General features: G+C 40.8%; 19 protein-coding genes and 4 tRNA genes. 7 read left to right on the forward strand and 16 right to left on the reverse strand.

Annotated features, from left to right (window positions below):
• Positions 1-43 precede the first annotated feature (43 nt).
• Complete coding sequence (locus AC0VZ5_RS12895; RefSeq protein WP_475473136.1) at positions 44-754, reverse strand: VC0807 family protein; 711 nt, start codon at positions 752-754, stop codon at positions 44-46.
• 612 nt (positions 755-1,366) lie between these two features.
• Here AC0VZ5_RS12895 and AC0VZ5_RS12900 point away from each other — a divergent pair.
• Complete coding sequence (locus tag AC0VZ5_RS12900) at positions 1,367-2,692, forward strand: MFS transporter (RefSeq protein ID WP_075169800.1); 1,326 nt, start codon at positions 1,367-1,369, stop codon at positions 2,690-2,692.
• Positions 2,693-2,772: 80 nt separating this feature from the next.
• On the opposite strand, the gene AC0VZ5_RS12905 is transcribed toward AC0VZ5_RS12900, so the two are convergent.
• Positions 2,773-3,627 carry a hypothetical protein gene (locus AC0VZ5_RS12905; protein ID WP_138609225.1) on the reverse strand — a complete coding sequence of 285 codons (855 nt, stop codon included), beginning with the start codon at positions 3,625-3,627 and terminating at the stop codon, positions 2,773-2,775.
• 318 nt (positions 3,628-3,945) lie between these two features.
• Here AC0VZ5_RS12905 and AC0VZ5_RS12910 point away from each other — a divergent pair, with 318 nt between their 5' ends.
• The 3 genes from AC0VZ5_RS12910 to AC0VZ5_RS12920 are packed head-to-tail and all read left to right on the forward strand — an operon-like array spanning position 3,946 to position 5,781.
• Positions 3,946-4,578, forward strand: coding sequence for an energy transducer TonB (locus tag AC0VZ5_RS12910; protein ID WP_475473138.1), 633 nt, complete (start codon positions 3,946-3,948; stop codon positions 4,576-4,578).
• A gap of 14 nt (positions 4,579-4,592) precedes the next feature.
• Entirely contained in the window at positions 4,593-5,177 is a 585-nt protein-coding gene (locus AC0VZ5_RS12915; RefSeq protein ID WP_475473140.1) for a sigma-70 family RNA polymerase sigma factor, read from the forward strand.
• On the forward strand, positions 5,170-5,781 hold the full coding sequence (locus tag AC0VZ5_RS12920) for a hypothetical protein (RefSeq protein ID WP_475473142.1): 612 nt from the start codon (positions 5,170-5,172) through the stop codon (positions 5,779-5,781). Before AC0VZ5_RS12915 ends, AC0VZ5_RS12920 begins: the two co-directional genes overlap by 8 nt.
• A 76-nt stretch (positions 5,782-5,857) precedes the next feature.
• Here the strand turns inward: AC0VZ5_RS12920 and AC0VZ5_RS12925 are convergent, their stop codons facing one another.
• Positions 5,858-7,003, reverse strand: a complete 1,146-nt coding sequence (locus tag AC0VZ5_RS12925; RefSeq protein WP_250653224.1) for a RelA/SpoT domain-containing protein — start codon at positions 7,001-7,003, stop codon at positions 5,858-5,860.
• An 838-nt stretch (positions 7,004-7,841) separates the two neighbouring features.
• Between AC0VZ5_RS12925 and AC0VZ5_RS12930 the strand changes: the two genes are divergently transcribed.
• Entirely contained in the window at positions 7,842-8,483 is a 642-nt protein-coding gene (locus tag AC0VZ5_RS12930) for a hypothetical protein (RefSeq protein ID WP_475473144.1), read from the forward strand.
• Positions 8,480-8,833: a hypothetical protein gene (locus tag AC0VZ5_RS12935; RefSeq protein WP_475473145.1), complete on the forward strand. Its 354-nt coding sequence runs from the start codon at positions 8,480-8,482 to the stop codon at positions 8,831-8,833. Before AC0VZ5_RS12930 ends, AC0VZ5_RS12935 begins: the two co-directional genes overlap by 4 nt.
• A gap of 75 nt (positions 8,834-8,908) precedes the next feature.
• Here the strand turns inward: AC0VZ5_RS12935 and AC0VZ5_RS12940 are convergent, their stop codons facing one another.
• The 13 genes from AC0VZ5_RS12940 to xerD all read right to left on the reverse strand — a co-directional run bounded on the left by AC0VZ5_RS12940 (position 8,909) and on the right by xerD (position 21,462).
• A complete protein-coding gene (locus AC0VZ5_RS12940; RefSeq protein WP_475473147.1) occupies positions 8,909-10,285 on the reverse strand; it encodes a Na+/H+ antiporter NhaC family protein in 1,377 nt (458 codons plus the stop codon).
• Between the two features lie 107 nt (positions 10,286-10,392).
• On the reverse strand, positions 10,393-12,051 hold the full coding sequence (gene pbp4b, locus AC0VZ5_RS12945) for a penicillin binding protein PBP4B (RefSeq protein ID WP_475473149.1): 1,659 nt from the start codon (positions 12,049-12,051) through the stop codon (positions 10,393-10,395).
• Between the two features lie 10 nt (positions 12,052-12,061).
• Positions 12,062-13,237, reverse strand: coding sequence for an exo-beta-N-acetylmuramidase NamZ family protein (locus tag AC0VZ5_RS12950; protein ID WP_475473151.1), 1,176 nt, complete (start codon positions 13,235-13,237; stop codon positions 12,062-12,064).
• A gap of 771 nt (positions 13,238-14,008) precedes the next feature.
• Positions 14,009-14,085: transfer RNA gene (locus AC0VZ5_RS12955), tRNA-Arg, on the reverse strand.
• Between the two features lie 43 nt (positions 14,086-14,128).
• Positions 14,129-14,205: transfer RNA gene (locus AC0VZ5_RS12960), tRNA-Arg, on the reverse strand.
• Positions 14,206-14,251: 46 nt separating this feature from the next.
• Positions 14,252-14,328 (reverse strand) — tRNA-Arg (locus AC0VZ5_RS12965).
• 35 nt (positions 14,329-14,363) lie between these two features.
• Positions 14,364-14,456, reverse strand: a tRNA-Ser gene (locus tag AC0VZ5_RS12970).
• Between the two features lie 128 nt (positions 14,457-14,584).
• Positions 14,585-14,767 carry a hypothetical protein gene (locus AC0VZ5_RS12975; RefSeq protein ID WP_138606615.1) on the reverse strand — a complete coding sequence of 61 codons (183 nt, stop codon included), beginning with the start codon at positions 14,765-14,767 and terminating at the stop codon, positions 14,585-14,587.
• A gap of 353 nt (positions 14,768-15,120) precedes the next feature.
• The gene (lysS, locus tag AC0VZ5_RS12980) at positions 15,121-16,656 is read right to left on the reverse strand and encodes a lysine--tRNA ligase (RefSeq protein WP_054201888.1); all 1,536 of its coding nucleotides are present in this window, start codon (positions 16,654-16,656) and stop codon (positions 15,121-15,123) included.
• 26 nt (positions 16,657-16,682) lie between these two features.
• Positions 16,683-17,781 (reverse strand): peptide chain release factor 2 gene (gene prfB, locus AC0VZ5_RS12985; RefSeq protein WP_109874146.1). Its coding sequence is split into 2 segments (ribosomal slippage): positions 16,683-17,705 and positions 17,707-17,781, totalling 1,098 coding nucleotides; the frame shifts between segments, so codons are not numbered across the junction.
• A 145-nt stretch (positions 17,782-17,926) separates the two neighbouring features.
• Positions 17,927-19,648: a single-stranded-DNA-specific exonuclease RecJ gene (gene recJ / locus AC0VZ5_RS12990; protein WP_475473154.1), complete on the reverse strand. Its 1,722-nt coding sequence runs from the start codon at positions 19,646-19,648 to the stop codon at positions 17,927-17,929.
• Between the two features lie 85 nt (positions 19,649-19,733).
• Positions 19,734-20,462, reverse strand: a complete 729-nt coding sequence (gene dsbC / locus AC0VZ5_RS12995; RefSeq protein ID WP_138606619.1) for a bifunctional protein-disulfide isomerase/oxidoreductase DsbC — start codon at positions 20,460-20,462, stop codon at positions 19,734-19,736.
• 73 nt (positions 20,463-20,535) lie between these two features.
• A complete protein-coding gene (gene xerD, locus AC0VZ5_RS13000; RefSeq protein ID WP_475473156.1) occupies positions 20,536-21,462 on the reverse strand; it encodes a site-specific tyrosine recombinase XerD in 927 nt (308 codons plus the stop codon).
• 105 nt (positions 21,463-21,567) lie between these two features.
• Here xerD and fldB point away from each other — a divergent pair, with 105 nt between their 5' ends.
• Complete coding sequence (fldB, locus tag AC0VZ5_RS13005; RefSeq protein WP_008467792.1) at positions 21,568-22,089, forward strand: flavodoxin FldB; 522 nt, start codon at positions 21,568-21,570, stop codon at positions 22,087-22,089.
• Position 22,090: the final 1 nt, after the last annotated feature.

The raw sequence follows: 22,090 nt of genomic DNA on the forward strand, positions 1-22,090 counted from the left end.
TTCAATAGTTATTAAAATATAAAACAGTTATAAATTTTAAATATTATTCGGCATTTACCATGTCTTCAAATTTCATACCGGTCAGCTTGGTCAGCACTTTAATCACATATATAAAAATACCAATGAGCATCAACATAGAAGGAATGGCAATAACGGGGTAGCTTAACAAAGTCATTTCGCCAAGCTGCTCGTTAAATTCCACGCTACCTGCTGGGCTAGTAACAATCCATTTAGCTAAGAGGTAATTCATCGTTGATGAAAACACAAAGGTGAGTGCTAATAAGTAATTAGCATTAGTAATCTTTTGTTTAAAGTTTTGCGTATTGCCGCGCTCATCAAGGGCATCGTAAATAGTGTCTAACTTAAATAAAAGTGAGTTTAATAAAAGTTTGGCTAGCAAGGGTTTACCAAAAAAGCCCGACATCAGCACGGTAAAACCAATGATTGCTGGTATAGCCGCTTCTTTAATTGCTAACCACTCAACATTAAGCTCAAACAGCGCAATACCACCGGTAAGCAAAGTACTTAAAAAGCCCAAAAGTGAAATAAAATTTAATGAGCCCGCTTTTATAAAATCATAAATACCGTAACTAATAGGGAATATAAGCGCCACAATTAAGCCAATCACGCTGCCTAAATATTCAGGCCCTGAAAATTTCATTAAAATGACTGAAGGTATGATGATATTAAATACGATTTCGATAAGCGGATTATTCTTTTTACGCTTATTTATAGCTTGATTATCACTGGTCATTTTTAATTCCAAAAAAATATTACTGCTGCCATTAGGGTCTGTTGACCTTTGCGGATTAAAATTTGTTCAAACTAGGGGCTGTTTAATCGCGGCGCGAGGTTTGTAACCTAGTGGGCTAAGTAAAAACCGAGCAAAGCTTCCGCGTCCTGCTCACGCCCCTTACCTACATCCATGTAGGCAACAAAGAGTAAATCGCCCCTAGGCAGAACCCTTCGGGCAGCGCCTGTTTGGCATTGATGCTGCGTTATCGCCTATTTATGGGGAATAACCACACCACATATGCGCTGCCTTGCCTAAATACCAAACAGACTGCTGCAAATTTAACCTTAAAAGGTCAACAGACCCTAACTTCCTCTCTAAAGAGTAAGTAATGCTTAAAATTATCTTTAAGCATAATACCTGCAATACACTCGCTATTCTAGCATTGCACTCACCCGCCCGATTTTTAGGTCGCTATTTTATCCAAAGCTATTTTTATTAATAAATAATTTATCGGACACTCTATATTCTTACGTTACGTGATCATTATTACAGAACACATTTTTTACAGCTTGGAAAACCTTCATGCTTGCTCTAGTATCTAGTTGTCTTAGCTCAATAATTTGCATTTAAATGAAATCATTTCCATCACTATATTTTGCCAATTTATTTTTAATTATTGGTACCGGCTTACTTACAACCTATTTAGCCCTGTATTTAGGTAAACAAGGCACGTCTACGTTTTGGATAGGCCTAATGACCTCGTGTTATTACCTTGGCTTATTACTGGGTTCAAAGCTTGGTTACCATTTAATTAAATCGGTGGGTCACATCAGAACATTTGCCGCTAGTACCGCTGCAGTGACAGCCTGTGTGGCCGCACACGGAGTAAGCGACAATCTATATATTTGGTTAGGCCTTAGGCTTTTTGTTGGCTTAGGGATGATGTGTAATTACATGGTGCTAGAAAGCTGGCTAAACGAACAATCAGCGCCTGAGTCTCGCGGGCGAGTCTTCTCTTTTTATATGATCACCTCTTACTTAGGGATGATTTTAGGCCAACTAGCGCTCGCACAATTTCCTGAGCTAGGGTATGCACCGCTATTTTTAGTCTGCATGGCGTTGGCTATCGGTATTATTCCAATTTCTATCACTCGTAGAATTCACCCAAAACCGTTAAAGCCGATAAAAATGAGCCTGTTTGATTACGCTAAAAAAGTGCCACAGTCGCTTACTGCGGTGCACTTTGCAGGCATTATCAATGGTAGTTTTTATGGCCTAGCGCCTATATTTGCTAAGTTATCTGGCTTTGGCGCCGCAGAAATTGCTATTTTTATGTCGGTGACTATTTTTGCTGGTTTGCTAGCCCAGTGGCCAATGGGGATGCTCTCTGATCGCGTTCGCCGTAGTGTGTTAATTCGAACTAATGCAGCAGCTATCGGTGTTGTAAGTTTGGCATTGTTTTTATTGCCTACTTCACAACTAACAGCTTACATACTCACTTTTATCTTTGGTTTATTTGCGTTTACTTTATATCCGCTTTGTTCGGCGCTAGCTAATTCGCGGGTTGAGGACGAAGAGCGCGTAGGCGTATCATCTGCATTATTAGTCGCTTTTGGCGCCGGTGCAGCAATAGGCTCAACAGTTAACGCACAGCTGATGACCTACTTTGGTCACCAAGCATTGTATGCGTCAATTTCGCTATTAACCGTGGCTATGTACTTACTACTAACCTTTATTAACTCTAAACAAAAAGTTGAACAGCCAGAGCCCAGTGATTATGTGGTCGGTACATCCGATGTTACCAACTCGCCACTTGCAGCTACGATGGATCCGCGCATTGAAGAAACTACCGCGCAAGATCAAATGTTGGTAGTAGATGAAGATGATGATGAGTTTTTTGAGCATCCCCAAGGGGAGCTGTTTAAAGATCTTCACGAAGATGACGTGAAAAATTAAGTTTCCATTCAAAGCATTAATAATGCATAACAAAAAAGGGGAGCCTCCCCTCTTTTTTGTTATTTTTACTACTTAATACATTACTGGCTTATCTGTGGCTTTATATCGCTTAAATCTAAATGGATAGTCATTTCAAAATTATCAGGCTGTACAGCAACATCACTCAAACCGGTTCTCGCAAAATAATCTTCAAAGTCTTGCTGATATTTAGCCGAAAACTGCGTATACGCGGTAATAAACAAACTTAGCTTTTTAGCTATTATTGGGTAGGTAGCGGCAAGTTCCCGCAGTTTTTCAGGTTCAGCAAAGGCAAATTCAGCATAAATATTAAAGTCGTTTCCGACAGAGGTTTTACCATAATCAGACAAAAAGCCTGCGTTATAATCGGGTGCAGATTTATACTTTGTAAGCGCGTCAAAATTAGATGCTGCGGGTTTCCAGTCTTTTGGCAGCAAAGCTTGCCATGCAAATATAACGAAAGGTGAACGTATATAAACTAACGAGCTTAATTCATGATGAACCCCTTTCAACGAATTTTCGAAATTAAAATTCGTGCCATTCCATCCTGAGAGATTAACTAGAATTATGGAATTACTTGAATAGGTTCCTCCAGCAGCGGCCCCCTCTATAAGCATAGGTCCAGAAAGGTAAATAGCGTCAATTGCTTCAGCAACAAACCCTGGAGGATAGGTCGTTAATGCGGCCTCAATACCATCGAGTGACTCAGAAGCATCTGCAAGCGTAGTCATTTCCATTTCAAGAATTGGAGGCTCTCCATCACTAACTGCAAATTGTTCAGGGAAAAATAAACGGGGTTCACCAGCTTGAATGTCTACTTGGTGTGTTTTGGATAAACGATTAGCTTGCTCTGTTTCACTTTCGAAATATGAACACGCACTAACAAATAATAAAAAAACGAATATTGCTTTTTTCATTTATAAAATCCTTTTTAATGAGCATACCTGAATGTTGCCACCGCCACTACTGAGAAGCAAAATCTAACAACAGCAGGGAAGCAACTTAAAGCTCTAAATTTCATCTACCTAGAGTAAATAAAATAGAAAATAACAGACAAACCTTAAATTAACTACATTCTTTTTAGCCAACCCAAAATAAAAAAATCAAGAGACCTTTTATATAAGTTAAATACTACCCCTGTATTTTTAATTAAATTTTAAAACTATTTAACCCCTTTTCTATTTTTCAGCCGTTATAGCTCTGAAACAACATAATAAGTTAATTTGGAGCGGCTTATGCACACACTTGAATTTCCTAAAAATCCCATGTTCAAAACATCAACAGCTGTTATTGGCGGTGCTGTGATGACCTTTATTGCATTTGCCTTTATGCAATACTTAATTAGTGGCGAACAAAGAGCACCTATAAAATTGGGTGATGATATTACTGTTGAGATTTTTCAAGCACCAGAAGATAAACAAACCACGCATATTAAAAGAATACCGCCACCACCCACACCTAAAGTGCCGCCTAAAGCACCACCACGTGTAACACCTAGTAATGAGCCAATAACAGCAATAAGCACAGCACCACCCATAATAATTGACGGATTTGGTAACGATATGAAGCAAACACTGACCCGCCCTACGGGAGATGCTTCACCCATTGTGCGCATAAATCCAAAGTACCCAACTAGCGCAGCTCGTGATGGTATAGAAGGCTGGGTGCAACTTAGCTTTAATATTTCACCCACTGGTGAAGTGATTGATGCCACGGTAGTAAATGCTGAACCAAAACGCATATTTGATCGCGAAGCACTTCGCGCCATTAAACGCTGGAAATATCGTCCAAAAGTAATTGAAGGTGTGGCACAATTGCAAACAGGTCAAACCGTACAGCTTGATTTTAAATTAGACAGTTCGCAGTAAAGGAATAAGCGCCTATGCTATTGAGTATTAAGTCATGGTTATTTGAAGCGCCAAGCAAAGACTGTATGGCGCGGTATGCAAAAAGTGGCGACAACCGCCACTTAGAGCAGCTTATTGCCTTATACAGTAACGATTTATATCACTACCTAGTTACCCAGTCTAATACACATTTAGCATACGACGTAAGCCAACAAACATGGCTAAAGGTTATTGAAAAGCGCCACCTTTACCAAGCACAAACCACGCCCAAAGCCTGGTTATTTAAACTCGCACGCAACACCCTAATAGACGAATACCGCAAACAGCAACACTTTGTCGAGCTTGACGAAAACAGCCAACTACCTGCGCAAAATCACAATCAAAGTGAATTAACAAGTAGTGACTCACACATAGGCGACACATACATAAGTTATGAAGCGTTTAATGCTGCGCTCAAGCAACTTAGTTTTGTGCAGCGCGAAGCCATCACCTTACAACAAGAAGGCTTTAGCCTTGCCGACATAGAGCTTATAACGCAAAGCAACGCCCAAACCATAAAAACAAGGCTACGCTATGCCAAACAAAACCTAAAACAATTATTAGGAGAACGTAATGAATAAGCCTGATGAGCAGTTTAATGAAAAGCTCACACAACATTATAACGAGCGAAAAGCATGTACCACTCTTTCGCATGCTCAACAACAGGCGTTAAAACACAGCGTAGCTCAAAAAAAACCTAAAAAGTTAGGCTTTGCCCTGCAACTCACAAGCCTTACCTGCGCATTAGGCTTACTGGCTTTTATAGTGCTCGACAGTAAAAACGTGATAAATACTGCCCCTAAAACCGTATTAAACACCATAGACATACACGACTACTCGTTTATAACAACGCATGAAATAGATCAAACAGGTAACTACGCAAGTACCATAACGCAACAAAAACGCGCGCTCGACACCCAACTAGCAAACGACTTACGCCGCCATCAACAACGCCACATAGAATACGGCACGCTCGTAAAGGTCGATAACGACTGGTACATAGCCAGCTGCAATGACGAGGTACTCGTACAAATTAAGCAGTCACTGCTCAGTGATTTAAAAGGAAAGCATGCTGTTGAGAGTAGTATAAGTACGGGTGATATGCTCGCTATGGCACATAACGGCAAAGGGCAGATTGTAGGGCTCAAACATGCGGGGGTTAGGGTAAATATTTGTGAATCCTAGTGCCTTTAGTTCCAAAATGGCATTGTAATTATTAAAGAAAACCCAAAAAAGTAAAACTCAAAAGCTTTTCTAAATACTATCTTTCGCCAGCAAATTTCATTCTACGTTTCATATTTAACTTAATAGGATTGTCAATTTTAGTTAACAATTCTAAATACTTTAAAAAGTTTGTAGAATCAGCGAAATAGTTTGGATAAGCATCCCTTATTCCGCCTACATTTGACGATGAAACGAGTGCAACGACAATCCCATCTTCTGCAGCGGCATATTTTTCCGCTTCAATATAACTTTTTTCGGCATCTCTTTTACCATCTAGATCATCCGAAAACAAAGTAGAGGTTAAGTTATTTTCATCAAAGTCAATTACCAAAAGTATGTAACCTGGCTTACTATCTATTTCTAAAAGCTGGTTATCAATTACTTTTAAAGAACCTGCAAATGCACCCAAACGCTCTATAACGCCTAAATCCTTTAAATAATACAAACATAACTTATGACTATATATAAGTTGTATATCATTGCTCGAACTTAACTTTTTCGCAAATCTTGAAACAAACTCTTGGGGCGATAACCCAGAATATAAAGGTATTCTTTCAATAACTTCAAATTGTTCACTAGTAGCACTAAAAAAATCTTTCCATTTTTCTTCACCAATACTCGATTTCAAAGCTTGCCCAGTAAATAAGTCGACAATTTCCAGAGCTGTCGCCCAAGAGTGCTGAATATTTGTTCGCAACTGAATTTCAATACTCTTCTCTTTCCCTTGACTATCAATGAAGCGGCCTATTAGATGATACCCTCGATAACCATCCTTTTTAGGTGTTTTGATATAATCCTTATATTTATATTTGCCATTTTTATTTTGAAACTCAGGAAGTAATTTTAAACTTCGAACTACTTTTCGTAATTTTTTTTCATCTTTTAAGATTACTCTACAGCCACCGATATCTTGCATATTTTTTAGCTTCATCGTATCAAAACGTTTTAGTTTTGAAACTATAGAAGGGTGGCGTTTTAATCTCTTGGCAAAAATTGCGTCACTATCATGTGGTAAGGTTTCCCTTACTAATATTGAAAAGGCTGTGTCTAATGCATCTTCAAATGAAAAGCGCCAAAAAGACAAGACATCCATACTACGAGAAAATAAATGAGGGTCTGTATCACTTAGGTTGGATAATAAAAGTGTTTCTCCAGCTTTAATAACTTGTTTTCCTGAATACACTCTAATTCCATATTTGTGATTGAGATTTACGTGACAGTTTATCTAAAACCATACATAAATAAAATGCTCTTAATCAGAAATATACTTATGTTAGGTTTCTAAAGTCGGCTTTGTATATCGCCAAGACCAAAAGCCAATCTCACATTTAACACCCTTTCCCCGTCATCACGCCCTGAAAATAAGTAATTGATGAGTAATATCGCGCATGGCAGGATTTTGTTCCCGACAAATCCTAAGTACCTACGTCCATTTAGGCAATGCGCGATAAGGCGAAACTAGGCCATGGGTGAAAAGCGTAGCTTTGAACGAGAGGCCATGGATGGCCGAACTGGGGAGCGTACAGGATGTGTAAGTTGGCATATCTTCGCCGTTTACGTTCACATCAATTATGCTTTGAGGGATTGAGCGTGATGCTCGGGTGGCGCAGGGAGAGTCCAGGGAGGGGTAAGCGGCAGCCCTTCTTTTGCTGTGGTCGCCAGCGCGACAAAACTTTGAATAAGGTTTTAATTAAACTACTAGTTTATCTCGGCAAAAATTAATAGGTTGAAAAACACTCTCAACCATACTTAAAGCAATCTTGGAATAAATCAACCTCTTAAATAGAGGATAAATTCAAGAGCTAGTTCTATGGATTTAAATCTTGTGAGCTTTTCGTCATAAATTAGAGATAATGGGTACATATTTAATGTTAAATGTGTAAAATATCAGTTCGCTGGATGGAGCCGCTGAAATAGTCTTCATAAAATGTATAAAAGTTAGTTTCAACTCATCAAGCAAATGCGCAGTGTTGATTGCGTGTCAAACATAAAAGTGTCACAGCTCAAAAAGGATATAAAGCATGGACAAAGATATAGTCATACCTATAGTTTTCCCTGATTATAAAATTACAGTTGAAGTTCAGAAAAGAAATGTAGATGTATTGCCCTGGGTAGATTGGGATAATTTTTCCATCCCAAAATACAAGGAAAAGATATCAAATCTTGGTCATGCTGGGGTGTTGTTTATTAATGGTAGAACTGGAACAACTAAGTACTTTGAATATGGTAGATATGATCCACCGCATAATCTTGGGCTTGTAGTCAAAGCATCTAATCTTCCTGATGCAAAAATAACCAACGGAAAAGTTGATATTAATTCGTTGATAAAACCCCTAGATTTTATTTCAAGAGTATCTGGTCAATCGGGTCGCGTGCATGGAGTTTTGATCGAAGTTGAAAATAAATATCAGACGATGCTTGATTACGCTCTTTTGAGAAAATCACAAAATACAAACCCAAAACGTAAGCCTTATAACTTAACTACAAATAGTTGTATTCATTTTGTCAAACAGGTTGTTGAAAAAGCTGGTTTAGAAACACCGTGGATGTTTGACCCTAGGCCAAATTCATATATAGGTGAGTTTAGAGAGGCTTATATTGATTTAAATTACGCTCCAAAAAGTAAAACATTGAAGATTGAAGGCTTGGGAGAATTTAAATGAAAAAAATACTATTCCTATTATTAACCTTGATATTTGTATCTGCTTGCGATGTGCAACAAAGCGAGCCTGAGATACCGAATAAGCCTAGTGAAGTACCAGATAAAGCATTTTGGGTCGGTGGTTTAGACGGCGGTGTATTTGTTTTAATAGAAAAGAATAAAAATTTAGAAGCAAATGAATATCTAGGTGAAATATATTATGTATCCGGAGATATAGCGTACAAAGGAAAAATGAGTATATTTCCAAAAAATAATGCCATTATAGATTATATGAACCCTAAAACTTACCAAGGCTGGGATGGAGATACCTTGTATGTTGTAGGAAATAAGCAACTCAAAATTCAAGATTAAGCCTATAAAAAAAGCCTGTACTAAGCAGGCTTTTGATTAACTCACTTTGTTGGGTTTCGCTACGCTCAACCCAACCTACAAAACAATTAAGCTCGTTACTAAGTACGCCATAAACGTTAGGCCGCCGCCCACTAACGCATAAGGTAATTGGGTTTTAACGTGGGTGAGTAAATCACAACCCGAGGCGATGGCTGATACTGCGCTGGTGTCGGATATAGGGGAACAATGATCGCCAAATATCCCGCCGCCTAAAATAGCGCCTACCACCAGCGATGGCGGTAAACCAAGCGCTTGAATAAGCGGTAAGCCAATGGGGATAAGTATGGCAAATGTGCCCCAAGATGTACCTGTAGTAAACGACATAACCGCACCGGTTAAAAACAGCACTGGCACTATTAAATATATCGGTAAGTAATCGCCAACCAAAGATGCGACAAACACGCCTGTACCTAGCTCTTTTAAGCTTGCGCCCAAGGTCAGCGAGAGCAATACAATACTTACCAGTGGGAGTAATTCGCCCATGCCTTTAAAGCCGGTATCGACTAATTGGTGGTGGGTAAACTGGCGCGAACCAATCATTAAACAATAGGCCACAACAATAGCCAGTACCGTGGCGTACAATACCGATTTTGAACCACTACCCTCGGCAAGTACGCCGTTACCAGTGTAAAACATAAAACCGACCATGCTAACAATCAGCGTAAGCAATGGTACTAGCATAAAGCGTGCTTTAGAGCCTGTTACTTCTTCTTTTAGTTCAGTCTTTTGTAGCTCTAACTTTTGCTCGGCTACTTTCATTGGCCCGTGTACTTTATCGAACGCAATGGTATAAAAAACAATAACCAAGGTAATTATGGCGTAAAAGTTATAGCCTACGCTGCCCCACAATACCGATACTGCCGACTCGCCTAATTCGTAATTACCTAACAAGCCCAGTACAAATGCACCCCAGCCATTTAATAAAATTAAAATACACACAGGGGCGCTGGTGCTATCGATTATATAAGCTAAACGCGCGCGGCTCATTTTAAATTTGTCGAACAGGCCGCGAGATAAAATACCCGAGGTAAGCACACTTAAGTTTGACTCTATAAATACCGCAACGCCGGTAAACATAGTTAAAAAGCCCACTTGGCGCTTACTTTTAGCAACGCCTTTGTTCATCAGTAAATTAACAGTAGCAGCAACACCGCCCGATTCGCGAATATAGGCAAGTAAGGCGCCTATTAAAATACTAAAGATGAGTATACGGGTATTACCGGGAGAACTGGCCACAGCAACTATGCGCTCAATGCTATTTAAAAACGTAGTAAATACGCTATTTCCTTCACCTTGTAATGCGAGTAAAAATTCCGATGAAATTACCGCAACAAGCAGCGCCATAATGACTTCTTTGCGCCAAAACACAATAATAATGGCTATCAGTGGTGGCAAAATAGAATACCAATGCATAAACAAACCTTTTTAATTTTTATAATAAACGCGGCTTTAACAGCCTTGGTTAGTTAATAGTAAGCAGTTAACTTAATAGATTTACACCATTAAGTCACTCACTGAGTTTACTGATTTAACAGCGCCTCATAAATTAATGAAACAATAGAACCGTATTGAGCTGTTTCATAGTTTTTACCTACAAACTGATAACGTTTTTCACTACCTTTAATTGGTGAATGGCGTGCATTGGTAAGTAAGATGATGGCTAAATCGTAAGCGGGATCAATCACAGTTACTGTGCCAGTCCAACCTGTGTGTCCATAAGCTTGTGGGCTGGCATACGGGCCAAAGTGCCAGCGCCGCGCTTGATTATTTCCTGCAAGACGAAAACCTAAGCCGTAGGTTTCATCGGTACTTTGTGGGGTTAAAAACTGCGCCAAACTACTGGCATTAAAAATTTGCTTATCGCCGTAACCGCCCTTGTTGAGTAACACTTGGCATAAAACGGCTAAATCGGGGGCGTTACTAAATAGTCCTGCATGGCCTGCTACACCATCAAGTGAGTAAAAAGCACGCTCATCATGCACCTGCCCTTGCAGTACATTGGTGCGAATATTCTCAAAATGAATACGGCCATCGCGGGTATTTCCACTTAGCTCCGTGGCGGCAAACTGCTGACGATTAAAGCCTTTTTTAAGGGGGTTAAATAAAGTGTTGTTAAGCTTTAAAGGCGCGTAAATATGCTGCTCTAGGTATTCGTCGAGTGATTGGCCGCTAATACGCTCAATTAAAACCCCTAAAATCATGTAATCAATATCAGAGTAAACATGCTGGGCACTTGGCTCGCTGGCTAGTGGCACGCTGGTAAGTAGTAATTGTTTAGTGGTGTCGCTGGCTTGTGAAAAAAACGCTTCGCCATAGCGGGTGTCTTTTCGATGAAAATCAAACACTGGCGGATAACCGGCTTTATGAGTGAGTAAGTCTTTAACTTGGCGCAGCTCTCGTCCATCGCCTTGGTATTCTGTTAGGTAATCACTCACCCTATTATTTATATTTAACCGCCCTTCGCTCACAAGCTTCATTAGCGCAAAGTTAGTGGCAAATATCTTTGTGTTTGAGGCTAAATCAAAGAGTGTATTTGTTTGCATAGGCTCTGGGCGTAACAACATTAAGTCATTTTGCTGATATTGCTTGGCATCACCATAAGCGGTTAATTTTAATATCTTACCCGCTTTAATTACCGCTAGTACCGCACCAGGAAAGCCCGCACTTACGTCTTTTTCTATTAGCTTATCTACCGCACTAAAATCAATGGTTTTAGCCGCTGAGCTATTTAGAGTAGCAAAGGCAAATCGCAGCGTTAAACTACCGTTAGCAGGTTGAATGTTATCAACCTTAAAAGTGTTAACTCCGTTGTGAGTGTACTGCCCTAAATTAAAGGCATACTCAGTATTTTTTTGCAGGGTATCAAGCGCTAACTTTTTATTATTAATATAAATATCGGCACTTAAGGCACTTTCATTTTGTAGTAATAATTGCCCGCGCCCTTTATACGCTTTAAAGGTCCCACGATTATTTACATATTCTCGGCTACTGGGGTTGGACTCAGGAAAGGTAGCAATAACTTGCGCATTAGCGAGGCTCTGTATTTGATTAGGAATAAACGGGCGCTGAGATTTAATTGCACTGCTTGCGCCACTGCAACCGGTAATAATAAAGCAAAGCGTAATTGTCAGTGCGTTAAAAAAAGTACGCTTTGCTAACACGGAAAAATTTAAATACACACTCATTCCTTTATTGGTAGAGCAAGTAAGGCGCTCTTTGCTGTTTAAATTGCTCAAGCCCCGCTTGCCAACTTTGCTTAATTTCCTCAGCTGTTCGCCCCGCTTCTATGGCAAGTCTGAGCTGATCAGTTCCTGCGAGTTTATCCATAAAATCGGCACGTTCAAAAAACACCTGCTTAGCCTGTGTAAGCTGCTGGTAAGCATTAATTAAATAATTTAAGTTTAAGCCTGTGATATTACTATGGCGTAAATCAATCCCTTTCACCATTTGATCTTTAAATTTAGGATTAAGCGCTGCGCCTTTTATTGAACGCGGGGTAAAGCTAAAGTCCCCAAGTGCTACTGGTGAATAACCAATAACCTGAAATGCAAAGTCAGTTCCTCTACCTATGCTAACAGGGGTTGCTTCAAAAAAGCACAACGACGGATACAGCGCTATTGATTGATCGTTGGGTAAATTAGGGCTTGGTTTTACCGGCAAGCTATAACGACTGGTGCGGGTGTAATGAGCAACACTGATCACGCTCAGTTGTAAATTAGCAGCTTGATTGATCCAGCCCTCGCCTTTGATCATTTTAGCAAGCTCGCCTACCGTCATGCCGTGCAGCACGGGTATTGGGTGCATGCCTACAAACGACTTAAAGTCGCGCTCAAGTATTGGCCCATCAACGTAAGCAATATTGGGGTTTGGCCTATCAAACACAATAAACTCAATATCTTGCTCGGCTGCGGCCTCCATCATGTAATGCATTGAGCTAATGTAAGTATAAAAACGCACACCCACATCCTGAATATCAAAAATTATCACATCAACATCGCTAAGCACCTTGGCGCTTGGTTTTTTGTTTTTACCGTAAATAGAAATCAGTGGAATACCGGTTTTGCTATCAACGGCGTTTTTAACATGCGCTCCCGCGTCATGATCACCTCGAAAGCCATGCTCGGGTGCAAAAATTTTAGTGATGTTGATGTTTTTAGCCAGCAAGCTATCAACTAAATGCGTTTGCCCCACAAGAGAGGTTTGGTTAACCACCAGCCCTACACGTTTATTTTTTAATTGCGGTAAGTACAAAGCAAACTGTTCTGCACCAACGGCGATTGCATGTTTAGCCTCATTTGCATGTGTAGCAACAGTAAAAAGTGCGCTTAAAATAAATAAGAATATAAAAAATACGGTTTTAAACATACAGCAAGATCCTTTTAAACAAGACGTTCAAAATAACACAGCCGAGTTTAAAGAGCAGCTTAGGTTTTAGGTTTTAGGTTTTAGGTTTTAGGTTTTAGGTTTTAGGTTTTAGGTTTTAGGTTTTAGGTTTTAGGTTTTAGGTTTTAGGTTTTAGGTTTTAGGTTTTAGGTTTTAGGAATGAGAAGCTGCGCTGCTAATATAAGCAAGTTCTTTGTATATTTAAGTTTTTAAAGCCGTTATTCACAAAGAGGTTAAGAGGCGCTGCGCTTTTATAGAAGTGGCTGAATGTAAAATTTAGCGGTGTGCATAATTGGGTTTAACTAATACCTGAAAGCTTTCTCAAATTTCAGGCACAAAAAAACCGACTTAATGTCGGCTTATGTATGAAAGTGGTGGGCGCAGGACGTATCTTGTAAGAGTGAACCTCTGACCGTCTGGTTCGTAGCTAGCTACTTTCCCATATTCACTTTATCTTAGGCACAAAAAAACCGACTTAATGTCGGCCTATGTATGAAAGTGGTGGGCGCAGGACGTATCTTCTAAAAGTGGACCTCCGACCGTCGAGTGCAAACCCTACTGCTCTTCCAATTTCACTTTATTTCAGGCACAAAAAAACCGACTTAATGTCGGCTTATTTATGAAAGTGCTGGGCGCAGGACGTATCTTTTAAGAGTGAACCTCTGACCGTCTGGTTCGTAGCTTGCTACTTTCCCATATTCACTTTATTTCAGGCACAAAAAAACCGACTTAATGTCGGCTTATGTATGAAAGTGGTGGGCGCAGGAGGATTCGAACCTCCGACCGCCTGGTTCGTAGCCAGGTACTCTATCCAGCTGAGCTATGCGCCCACTTTCATATTTACTTATTTATACTCTAAGTTAGAGTTGAAAGTGGTGGGCGCAGGAGGATTCGAACCTCCGACCGCCTGGTTCGTAGCCAGGTACTCTATCCAGCTGAGCTATGCGCCCACTTTCATTTTTGCTTGTTTTAACTCTAAGCAGAGTGTGTAAAGAGTGGTGGGCGCAGGAGGATTCGAACCTCCGACCGCCTGGTTCGTAGCCAGGTACTCTATCCAGCTGAGCTATGCGCCCATCTTTACGTTTACAAGATTTCGCCATTTAAAAAATGGTGGAGAGGGAGGGATTCGAACCCTCGATAGAGCTACAAACTCTATACTCCCTTAGCAGGGGAGCTCCTTCGGCCACTCGGACACCTCTCCGTCTTGTGGGGCGTATAATAAAGATTTCAGAAAATATGTCAAACACTTTTCTGACAAAAGTGACTATATGGCTATAGATTGCACACATGTCTGGTTTTAAAGTGTAATTAGTTTGAAAATTAATCAGGTTAGGTATTTGGAGTGCTTGAGTTTACACCCATCACTGGCACTAGTTCATCCGTAAGTTCAGCAAGATATTGCTCTTGGTAGCCCAATTTTTGAAACTCAGCAATACACGCGCGGTAATAAGCTTGTCGCTGTTGCTCTGTGGTGCTCTCATCGGGTAAAGACTCTACTCGTTTAGCTTTCATATTATTTATCTAAGTCCTTTAGAAATTTTTATTTTTACGACTAATAATGACCGTGTACAAATTTCGGCCATATTTTAGCTAAAAAATTCACATAAATACAACATAATGTTTAAAAAACAATCATACCAAAAAGTTATAGCACTGCTTTAATGTTGCTAAGCAGTGAGGCAACTTTATGATAATGAAACTGAATTAAAGGTTAATATCCCTTTGTACTTACATTTTATTATCAGTGTAGTACTTATTAATTAAAAGCCCTAATATAAAGTTTAGGCAATGTCTCACAAACAATAAGGCAAAAAAAACGCCGCTAATTAGCGGCGTTAATAATTTTATAGTTTATTCCTTCAAGCTTAGTCAGCTTGTGGGCGCATGTGCGGGAATAAAATAACATCTTTGATAGTTGATGAGTCAGTAAATAGCATCACTAAACGGTCAATACCAATGCCCTCCCCTGCCGTTGGTGGTAAACCATACTCAAGTGCGCGAATGTAGTCTTCGTCATAATGCATTGCTTCATCATCACCAGCGTCTTTCTCTTCAACCTGACGAGTAAAACGCTCAGCTTGATCTTGTGCATCGTTAAGCTCTGAGAAACCATTTGCTAATTCACGACCGCCAACAAAAAATTCAAAACGATCAGTTACAAATGGATTTTCGTCGTTACGACGTGCAAGTGGAGATACTTCCCACGGGTAGCCTGTGATAAATGTAGGTTGGATAAGCATATGCTCAGCCGTTTCTTCAAATATTTCACATAAGAACTTACCAGGGCCCCATACGCAGTTTTCAGGAATTTTAACGTGTACTTGTTTAGCGTACGCTTTTAATTCTTCAAAGTGGTTTTCTGGGTCGTTAAATACCGCAGCATCAAACTCAGGGTTATATTTTAAGATAGCATCTGCCATGCTTAAACGCGTGAATGGTTGACCAAAGTCATACTCTACTGAATCAACAACGTCGCCGTTTTCATCTTTAGTGGTGTTAACCACAATTGGGCTGCCCAGTACATTAGTTGCAACTGTACGTAACATGTCTTCGGTGATGTTCATTAAATCAATGTAGTCAGCGTACGCTTGGTAGAACTCAATCATAGTGAATTCTGGGTTGTGGCGTGTCGATAACCCTTCGTTACGGAAGTTACGGTTAATTTCGAATACGCGGTCAAAACCACCTACCACTAAACGCTTTAAGTAAAGCTCTGGTGCAATACGCAAGTACATGTCGATATCAAGCGCATTATGATGCGTTACAAACGGACGTGCCGTCGCGCCACCAGGAATAACCTGTAGCATTGGCGTTTCTACTTCCATAAAATCGCGGTCAGCTAAAAAGCGACGAATGCCTTCAACTACTTGTGAGCGAATGCGGAATGTTTCACGCGTTGCTTCGTTAGTTATTAAATCAACATAACGTTGACGGTATTTAGTTTCTTGATCTGATAAGCCATGGAATTTTTCTGGTAGTGGACGGAGTGACTTAGTCAGCAGTTCGTACTCTGTCATTTCTACGTATAAATCGCCTTTACCTGATTTGTTCAGCGCGCCCTTAACACCAATAATATCGCCAATATCAAGCTGACCATATTTTGCTTTTAAATCTTTTTGAACGTCTTTTGAGGCATATGCTTGCACACGGCCTTTCATGTCTTGAATAGACATAAATGGACCACGTTTAGCAAGAATACGACCTGCTATCGATACTACGTGCTGTAATTCGATTAGCTCTTCTTTACTCTTATCACCAAACTCAGCCTGCAAATCTGCCGTGTAATGCTCACGACGGAATTGGTTTGGATGACCGTTGGCTGGGCAATTTTCGCGAATAGCGTCTAATTTGCCGCGACGCTCAGCGATTAACTTATTTTCGTCTTGGATTTGATCAGTCATTTTTTAGCTCTTTTTTAGCTTGGTGGTTATAAACCAGATTTTAAGCTGGCTTCAATAAATTTATCTAGGTCGCCATCGAGTACCGCTTGAGTGTTACGGTTTTCAACGCCAGTACGTAAATCTTTAATACGCGAGTCATCAAGTACGTATGAACGAATTTGACTTCCCCAGCCAATATCAGACTTGTTGTCTTCTTGGCTTTGCTTTTCAGCATTTTGCTGTTGCAGCTCAAGCTCAAATAATTTCGCTTTTAACTGCTTCATTGCTTGGGCTTTATTTTTATGCTGCGAGCGCTCGTTTTGACACTGCACCACGGTATTGGTTGGTACGTGGGTAATACGTACTGCCGATTCAGTGGTATTTACGTGCTGACCACCCGCGCCTGATGCACGGTAAACGTCTATACGTAAGTCAGACGGATTAATATCAATCTCAATGTTGTCATCAACTTCTGGGTAAACAAACGCAGATGCAAACGAGGTATGGCGGCGGCCACTTGAATCAAATGGGCTTTTACGAACTAAGCGGTGTACGCCTGTTTCAGTGCGTAACCAACCATATGCATACTCACCAGAAAAACGTACTGTTGCGCCTTTAATACCAGCAACATCGCCATCGGTCGCCTCAACAAGCTCTACTTTAAAGCCTTTAGCTTCACCCCAGCGTAAGTACATACGCAGTAAAATATTACACCAGTCTTGTGCTTCAGTACCGCCAGAGCCTGATTGTAAATCAAGGTAGGCATCGTTTGAATCGTGAGAGCCTGAAAACATACGACGAAACTCAAGCCCTTCAAGCTGCTGGTTTAAATCAGCTAGTTCGCTTTGTGCTTCATCAAAGGTGTCTTGATCTTCAGCTTCAACAGCAAGCTCTACTAAACCTTCAACATCGTCAGTACCAGCAACAAGGTTATCGATTGTTTCAACCACGGCTTCTAGTGCTGACTTTTCACGACCAAGGGCTTGTGCGCGCTCAGGCTCATTCCATACGGCTGAATCTTCAAGTTCGGCGTTAACTTCTTCTAAACGTTCTTGTTTAAGAGCGTAGTCAAAGGTACCCCCGAAGCAGTTCAGTACGTTCGCGAATTTCCTTGATTTGATTAATCACAGGATTCACTTCAAACATGTACATTACTCCAAAATGGCTAGGTTATTGCGCACTTAAAAAAGAGACCGAGCGCAATTAAAAATCATTAAATAATAAAAACGCCCGATTTTAACAAAAAACCGCGCGTTTTATTAGCCTTTTATGCATGGTTTGAAGATATTTTTTAGCCCACTTTTTCAAGCTCTCTAACTATAAGTTGTAAGCTAAATTTACCTCTAAATTCATTTATATCGAGCTGATACGCTACTTTAACAAACTGCGCCTCGGTATCTGGCCACGCTTTTACATCAATGCCAAAGGCAATGGCATCCACTAAGCGTGCAGACTGATGCTTTAATACTAGCTTTAAGTGTTTTTCACCCACAATACGCTGTTGGATTACTTCAAAGGTGTGTTCAAATACCGGCTCAGGAAACTGCTGCCCCCACGGGCCCGATTGTTTTAAAAGCTGCGCAAAATCCATGCTAAAGCAGTCATTAGGTAGCTCACCATCGGTAAACACAATACAGCGTTTACTTTCTTCACTGAGTTGCTCACTAACCGCACGATCAAACGCACGTTTAAACTCAGGAAATTGCTGCTCGTTAATACTTAAACCTGCCGCCATTGCATGGCCACCAAATTTATTAATTAAACCGGGCTGCGCGGTGTTTAACCCCTCAAGCAGGTCGCGCATATGCAAGCCTTCAATAGAGCGACATGAACCTTTTATTTCACCGTTTTCGCCACCCGCAAATATCACGGTTGGGCGGTGGTATTTTTCTTTTAAGCGCCCCGCTAAAATGCCAATAACGCCTTGATGCCAATCGTCTTGATACAAACAAATAGCATCAGGTACGCTATTTTCTTTAAATGCTAGCCTATCGAGCACGGCTTGCGCCTCTACTTGCATACCTTGCTCTATTTCACGTCTGGCAAAGTTTAAGCTATCAAGCTCGCCGGCTATGCGCCTTGCTTGATTTATGTCGTTGCTAAGTAAGCAAGCTATACCCAAACTCATGTCATCTAGGCGCCCAGCTGCATTTAAACGCGGCGCTAATGAAAAGCCAAAATCGCTGGCACTTAAACGAGCTGCATTACGATTAGCCACTTCAATCAGTGCGGTGATACCTGGGCGCGTTTTACCGCTGCGAATACGTGCCAAGCCTTGATGCACTAACGTACGGTTATTCGCATCCAGAGCCACCACATCGGCCACCGTACCAAGGGCTACAATATCGAGTAAGTCAGCAATATTTGGCATAGGATGTTGGTTAAAGTAGCCTTGTTCACGCAGCGCACTTCTCAGTGCGATAAGTAAATAAAACGCCACACCAACACCAGCTATCGACTTAGAGGGAAAATCACAGTCATGACGATTAGGATTAACAATAGCATCGGCATTAGGCAGTTGCTCGCCTTGTAAATGATGATCTGTAACCAGCACTTTAATGCCTGCGGCTTTAACAATATCAATCCCTGCAATACACGATATACCGTTATCTACGGTGATCACTAAATCGGGCTGCATAGTGACTATTTGCTCAGCCAATGCTGGGCTTAAGCCATAACCTAAACTAAAGCGGTCTGGCACTAAATAATCTAAATGGGTAAAGCCAAACATGGCCAACCCTTGCATTAAGGTGGCGGTGCTGGTTGCGCCATCGGCGTCAAAATCGCCAACAATAAGTATTTTACTTTGTGCATGCAGTGCATCAATTAATAGTTGGCTGGCTTTGTCTATATCTTTAAATAGCTTAAAGTCGAGCAAAGTGGCCGCACTATTATTTAATTCATCAGCATGGCAGACGTTACGCGTGGCATAAATTTGCTTAATAACAGGATGTAGATGACTTGGTAGATGAGAGTCGTCAACGGGTTCTCGCGCAATAATCATTTTTCTCATGCTGGTTTTTTAACTTATGATATTCATAATAAAAAGACAAAAAAAGGCCATAAAGGCCTTTTTAAACAGGTACTCAGGTTTTTAATTAACCTGCTTTATTCGCCTCAAGCGCAGCGCTTAATGCGGCTGCTGGTTGGTAGCCTGGGATCATCGTGCCATCTTCTAAAATAATAGCCGGTGTACCACTAACACCAAAACTTTGGCCTAATTGGTAATGCTCTGCAACGGGTGCGCTACAATCTTTTACAATTTGTGTATCCGAGCCCGATTTAGCTTCAGTAAGTGCTTCTTGCTGATCTTTAGCACACCACACATTCATTAAATCAGCATAACCTGACCCCTGTAGGCCGCCACGTGGAAATGCGAGGTATTTAACCGTAATACCCGACTCAAGTAAGTCATCAAGCTCTCGGTGTAATTTACGACAGTAACCACAGCTAATATCTGTAAACACGGTAATGCTGTGTTTTTCTTCTGGCGCTTTATACACAATCATTGAATCTTCGTATTCTTTTAACCCTGATTGGCGCACACCATTAAGTGCTTGCTCGGTTAAATTATTACGGTTGTTTAAATCGATTAGCGTACCTTGCATTAAAAACTGACCGTCAGGGCTTGCATATAGCACCCCTTTATTGGTAATCAATTCTTTTAAGCCTGCAACCGGACTTGGGTTAATTTGTTTTACAGTTACTCCAAGCGCGGCAAATTTTGTCACGATAGGATCATTGGCATCGGGTGTTACTGCAACGCCATTAGCAAAAGCGCTCAAACTAGTGCACAACATGGCACCTGCTAACATTAATTTTTTCATAACGGGTTCTCTATCCTAAAAAATACTTATCTTATCGTGTCTATATGACCGGCTTAGTAACAAAAAAATTCGCTTAAGCACGAGGATGGTGCTCAGCATGCACCGATTTTAATCGCTCATTCGCTACATGCGTATAAATTTGGGTAGTTGATAGGTCGCTGTGGCCAAGCATCATCTGCACCACACGCAAGTCAGCCCCATGATTTAATAAATGCGTTGCAAATGCATGTCGCAAAGTATGAGGTGATAACGGCGACTCAACGGATGCCAAAATAGCATAGTGTTTAATCCGATGCCAAAAAGTTTGTCGTGTCATACCCACCCCTCGTTTAGAGGGAAAGACAAAATCGGTGGCATGTTTTATCATTTGTGCTCGGCCAAGCTTTAAAAATTGCTCGAGCCAATACATAGCCTCTTCACCTAAAGGCACTAACCGCTCTCTGTTGCCTTTACCTTTTACAAACACCACAGCTTGGCGCAAATTTATTTGCTCCATTCTTAGCCCCACTAACTCAGTTACCCGCAAGCCCGTTGCATACAATAGCTCTAGCATGGCTTTGTCGCGCAGACCCATTGGTTCTTCAATATTGGGGGCACTTAATAGCGCCTCTACTTCAGCCTCAGAAAGCGTTTTTGGTAACGACTGCCCCGCTTTAGGCTGAGCAATATTAACCATAGGTGAGTCGCTAATTATTTTTTCGCGTACAAAGTACTGATAAAAACGTTTTAATGCACTAATGCTACGCGCAGTACTGCGTGGTTTTAACCCCAAATCAACACGATGCGCTAAGTAACTTTCAACGTCGAGGCTGGTTACCGTCATTAAGTTTTCGCCTTTTAAAAATTGGCAAAACTTATCTAAGTCACTGCGATAAGCGCTCAGTGTATTTTCACTTACGCCTTGCTCTAAATAGAGGCTATCAAGAAAGGTTTCTAAAAAGTCGCTATTGCTGCTTAGCTCATTATTTTGTTCAGGTAAATCGTCAGATAGCGTTGTCACGTTGTGATCTCATGTTGGTAATACCACGGTAGAAGGTATCAATTAAAAATACCTTACGGTAAACTTGAGCCTATCATAACAGGCAATTACACAGTGATAAATACGATGCAGATTGGTTTATTTTTTGGTTCTACTACCTGCTATACCGAAATGGCGGCAGAAAAAATACGCGATATTATTGGCGCCGACATTGTCAGCTTACATAATATTAAAGACGAGCCGCTAAAAAACGCTGAGCAATATGACTTTATCATTTTTGGTATTTCTACGTGGGACTTTGGCGAAATTCAAGAAGATTGGGAATCAAAGTGGGACGACATAAAAGACGTTGACCTAAATGGTAAAACCATTGCCTTATTTGGGATGGGCGATCAGCAAGGGTATGGCCAATGGTTTCAAGACGCGTTAGGTATGTTGCACGATGAAATAAATGCCCAAGCCATTACTCAACTTGGCTTTTGGCCTAACGACAGTAATTACGAATTTGAAGCGTCTAAAGCCCTTACCGAAGACGGTAAACAATTTGTAGGTTTAGCATTAGACGAAGACAGTCAGTACGAGCTAAGCGACGAGCGTATTGCCACCTGGGTAGAGCAAGTGATGACAGAGTATGCTGAAACCCTGTAAC

Source organism: Pseudoalteromonas sp. QJM3NY_12 (assembly GCF_056173165.1).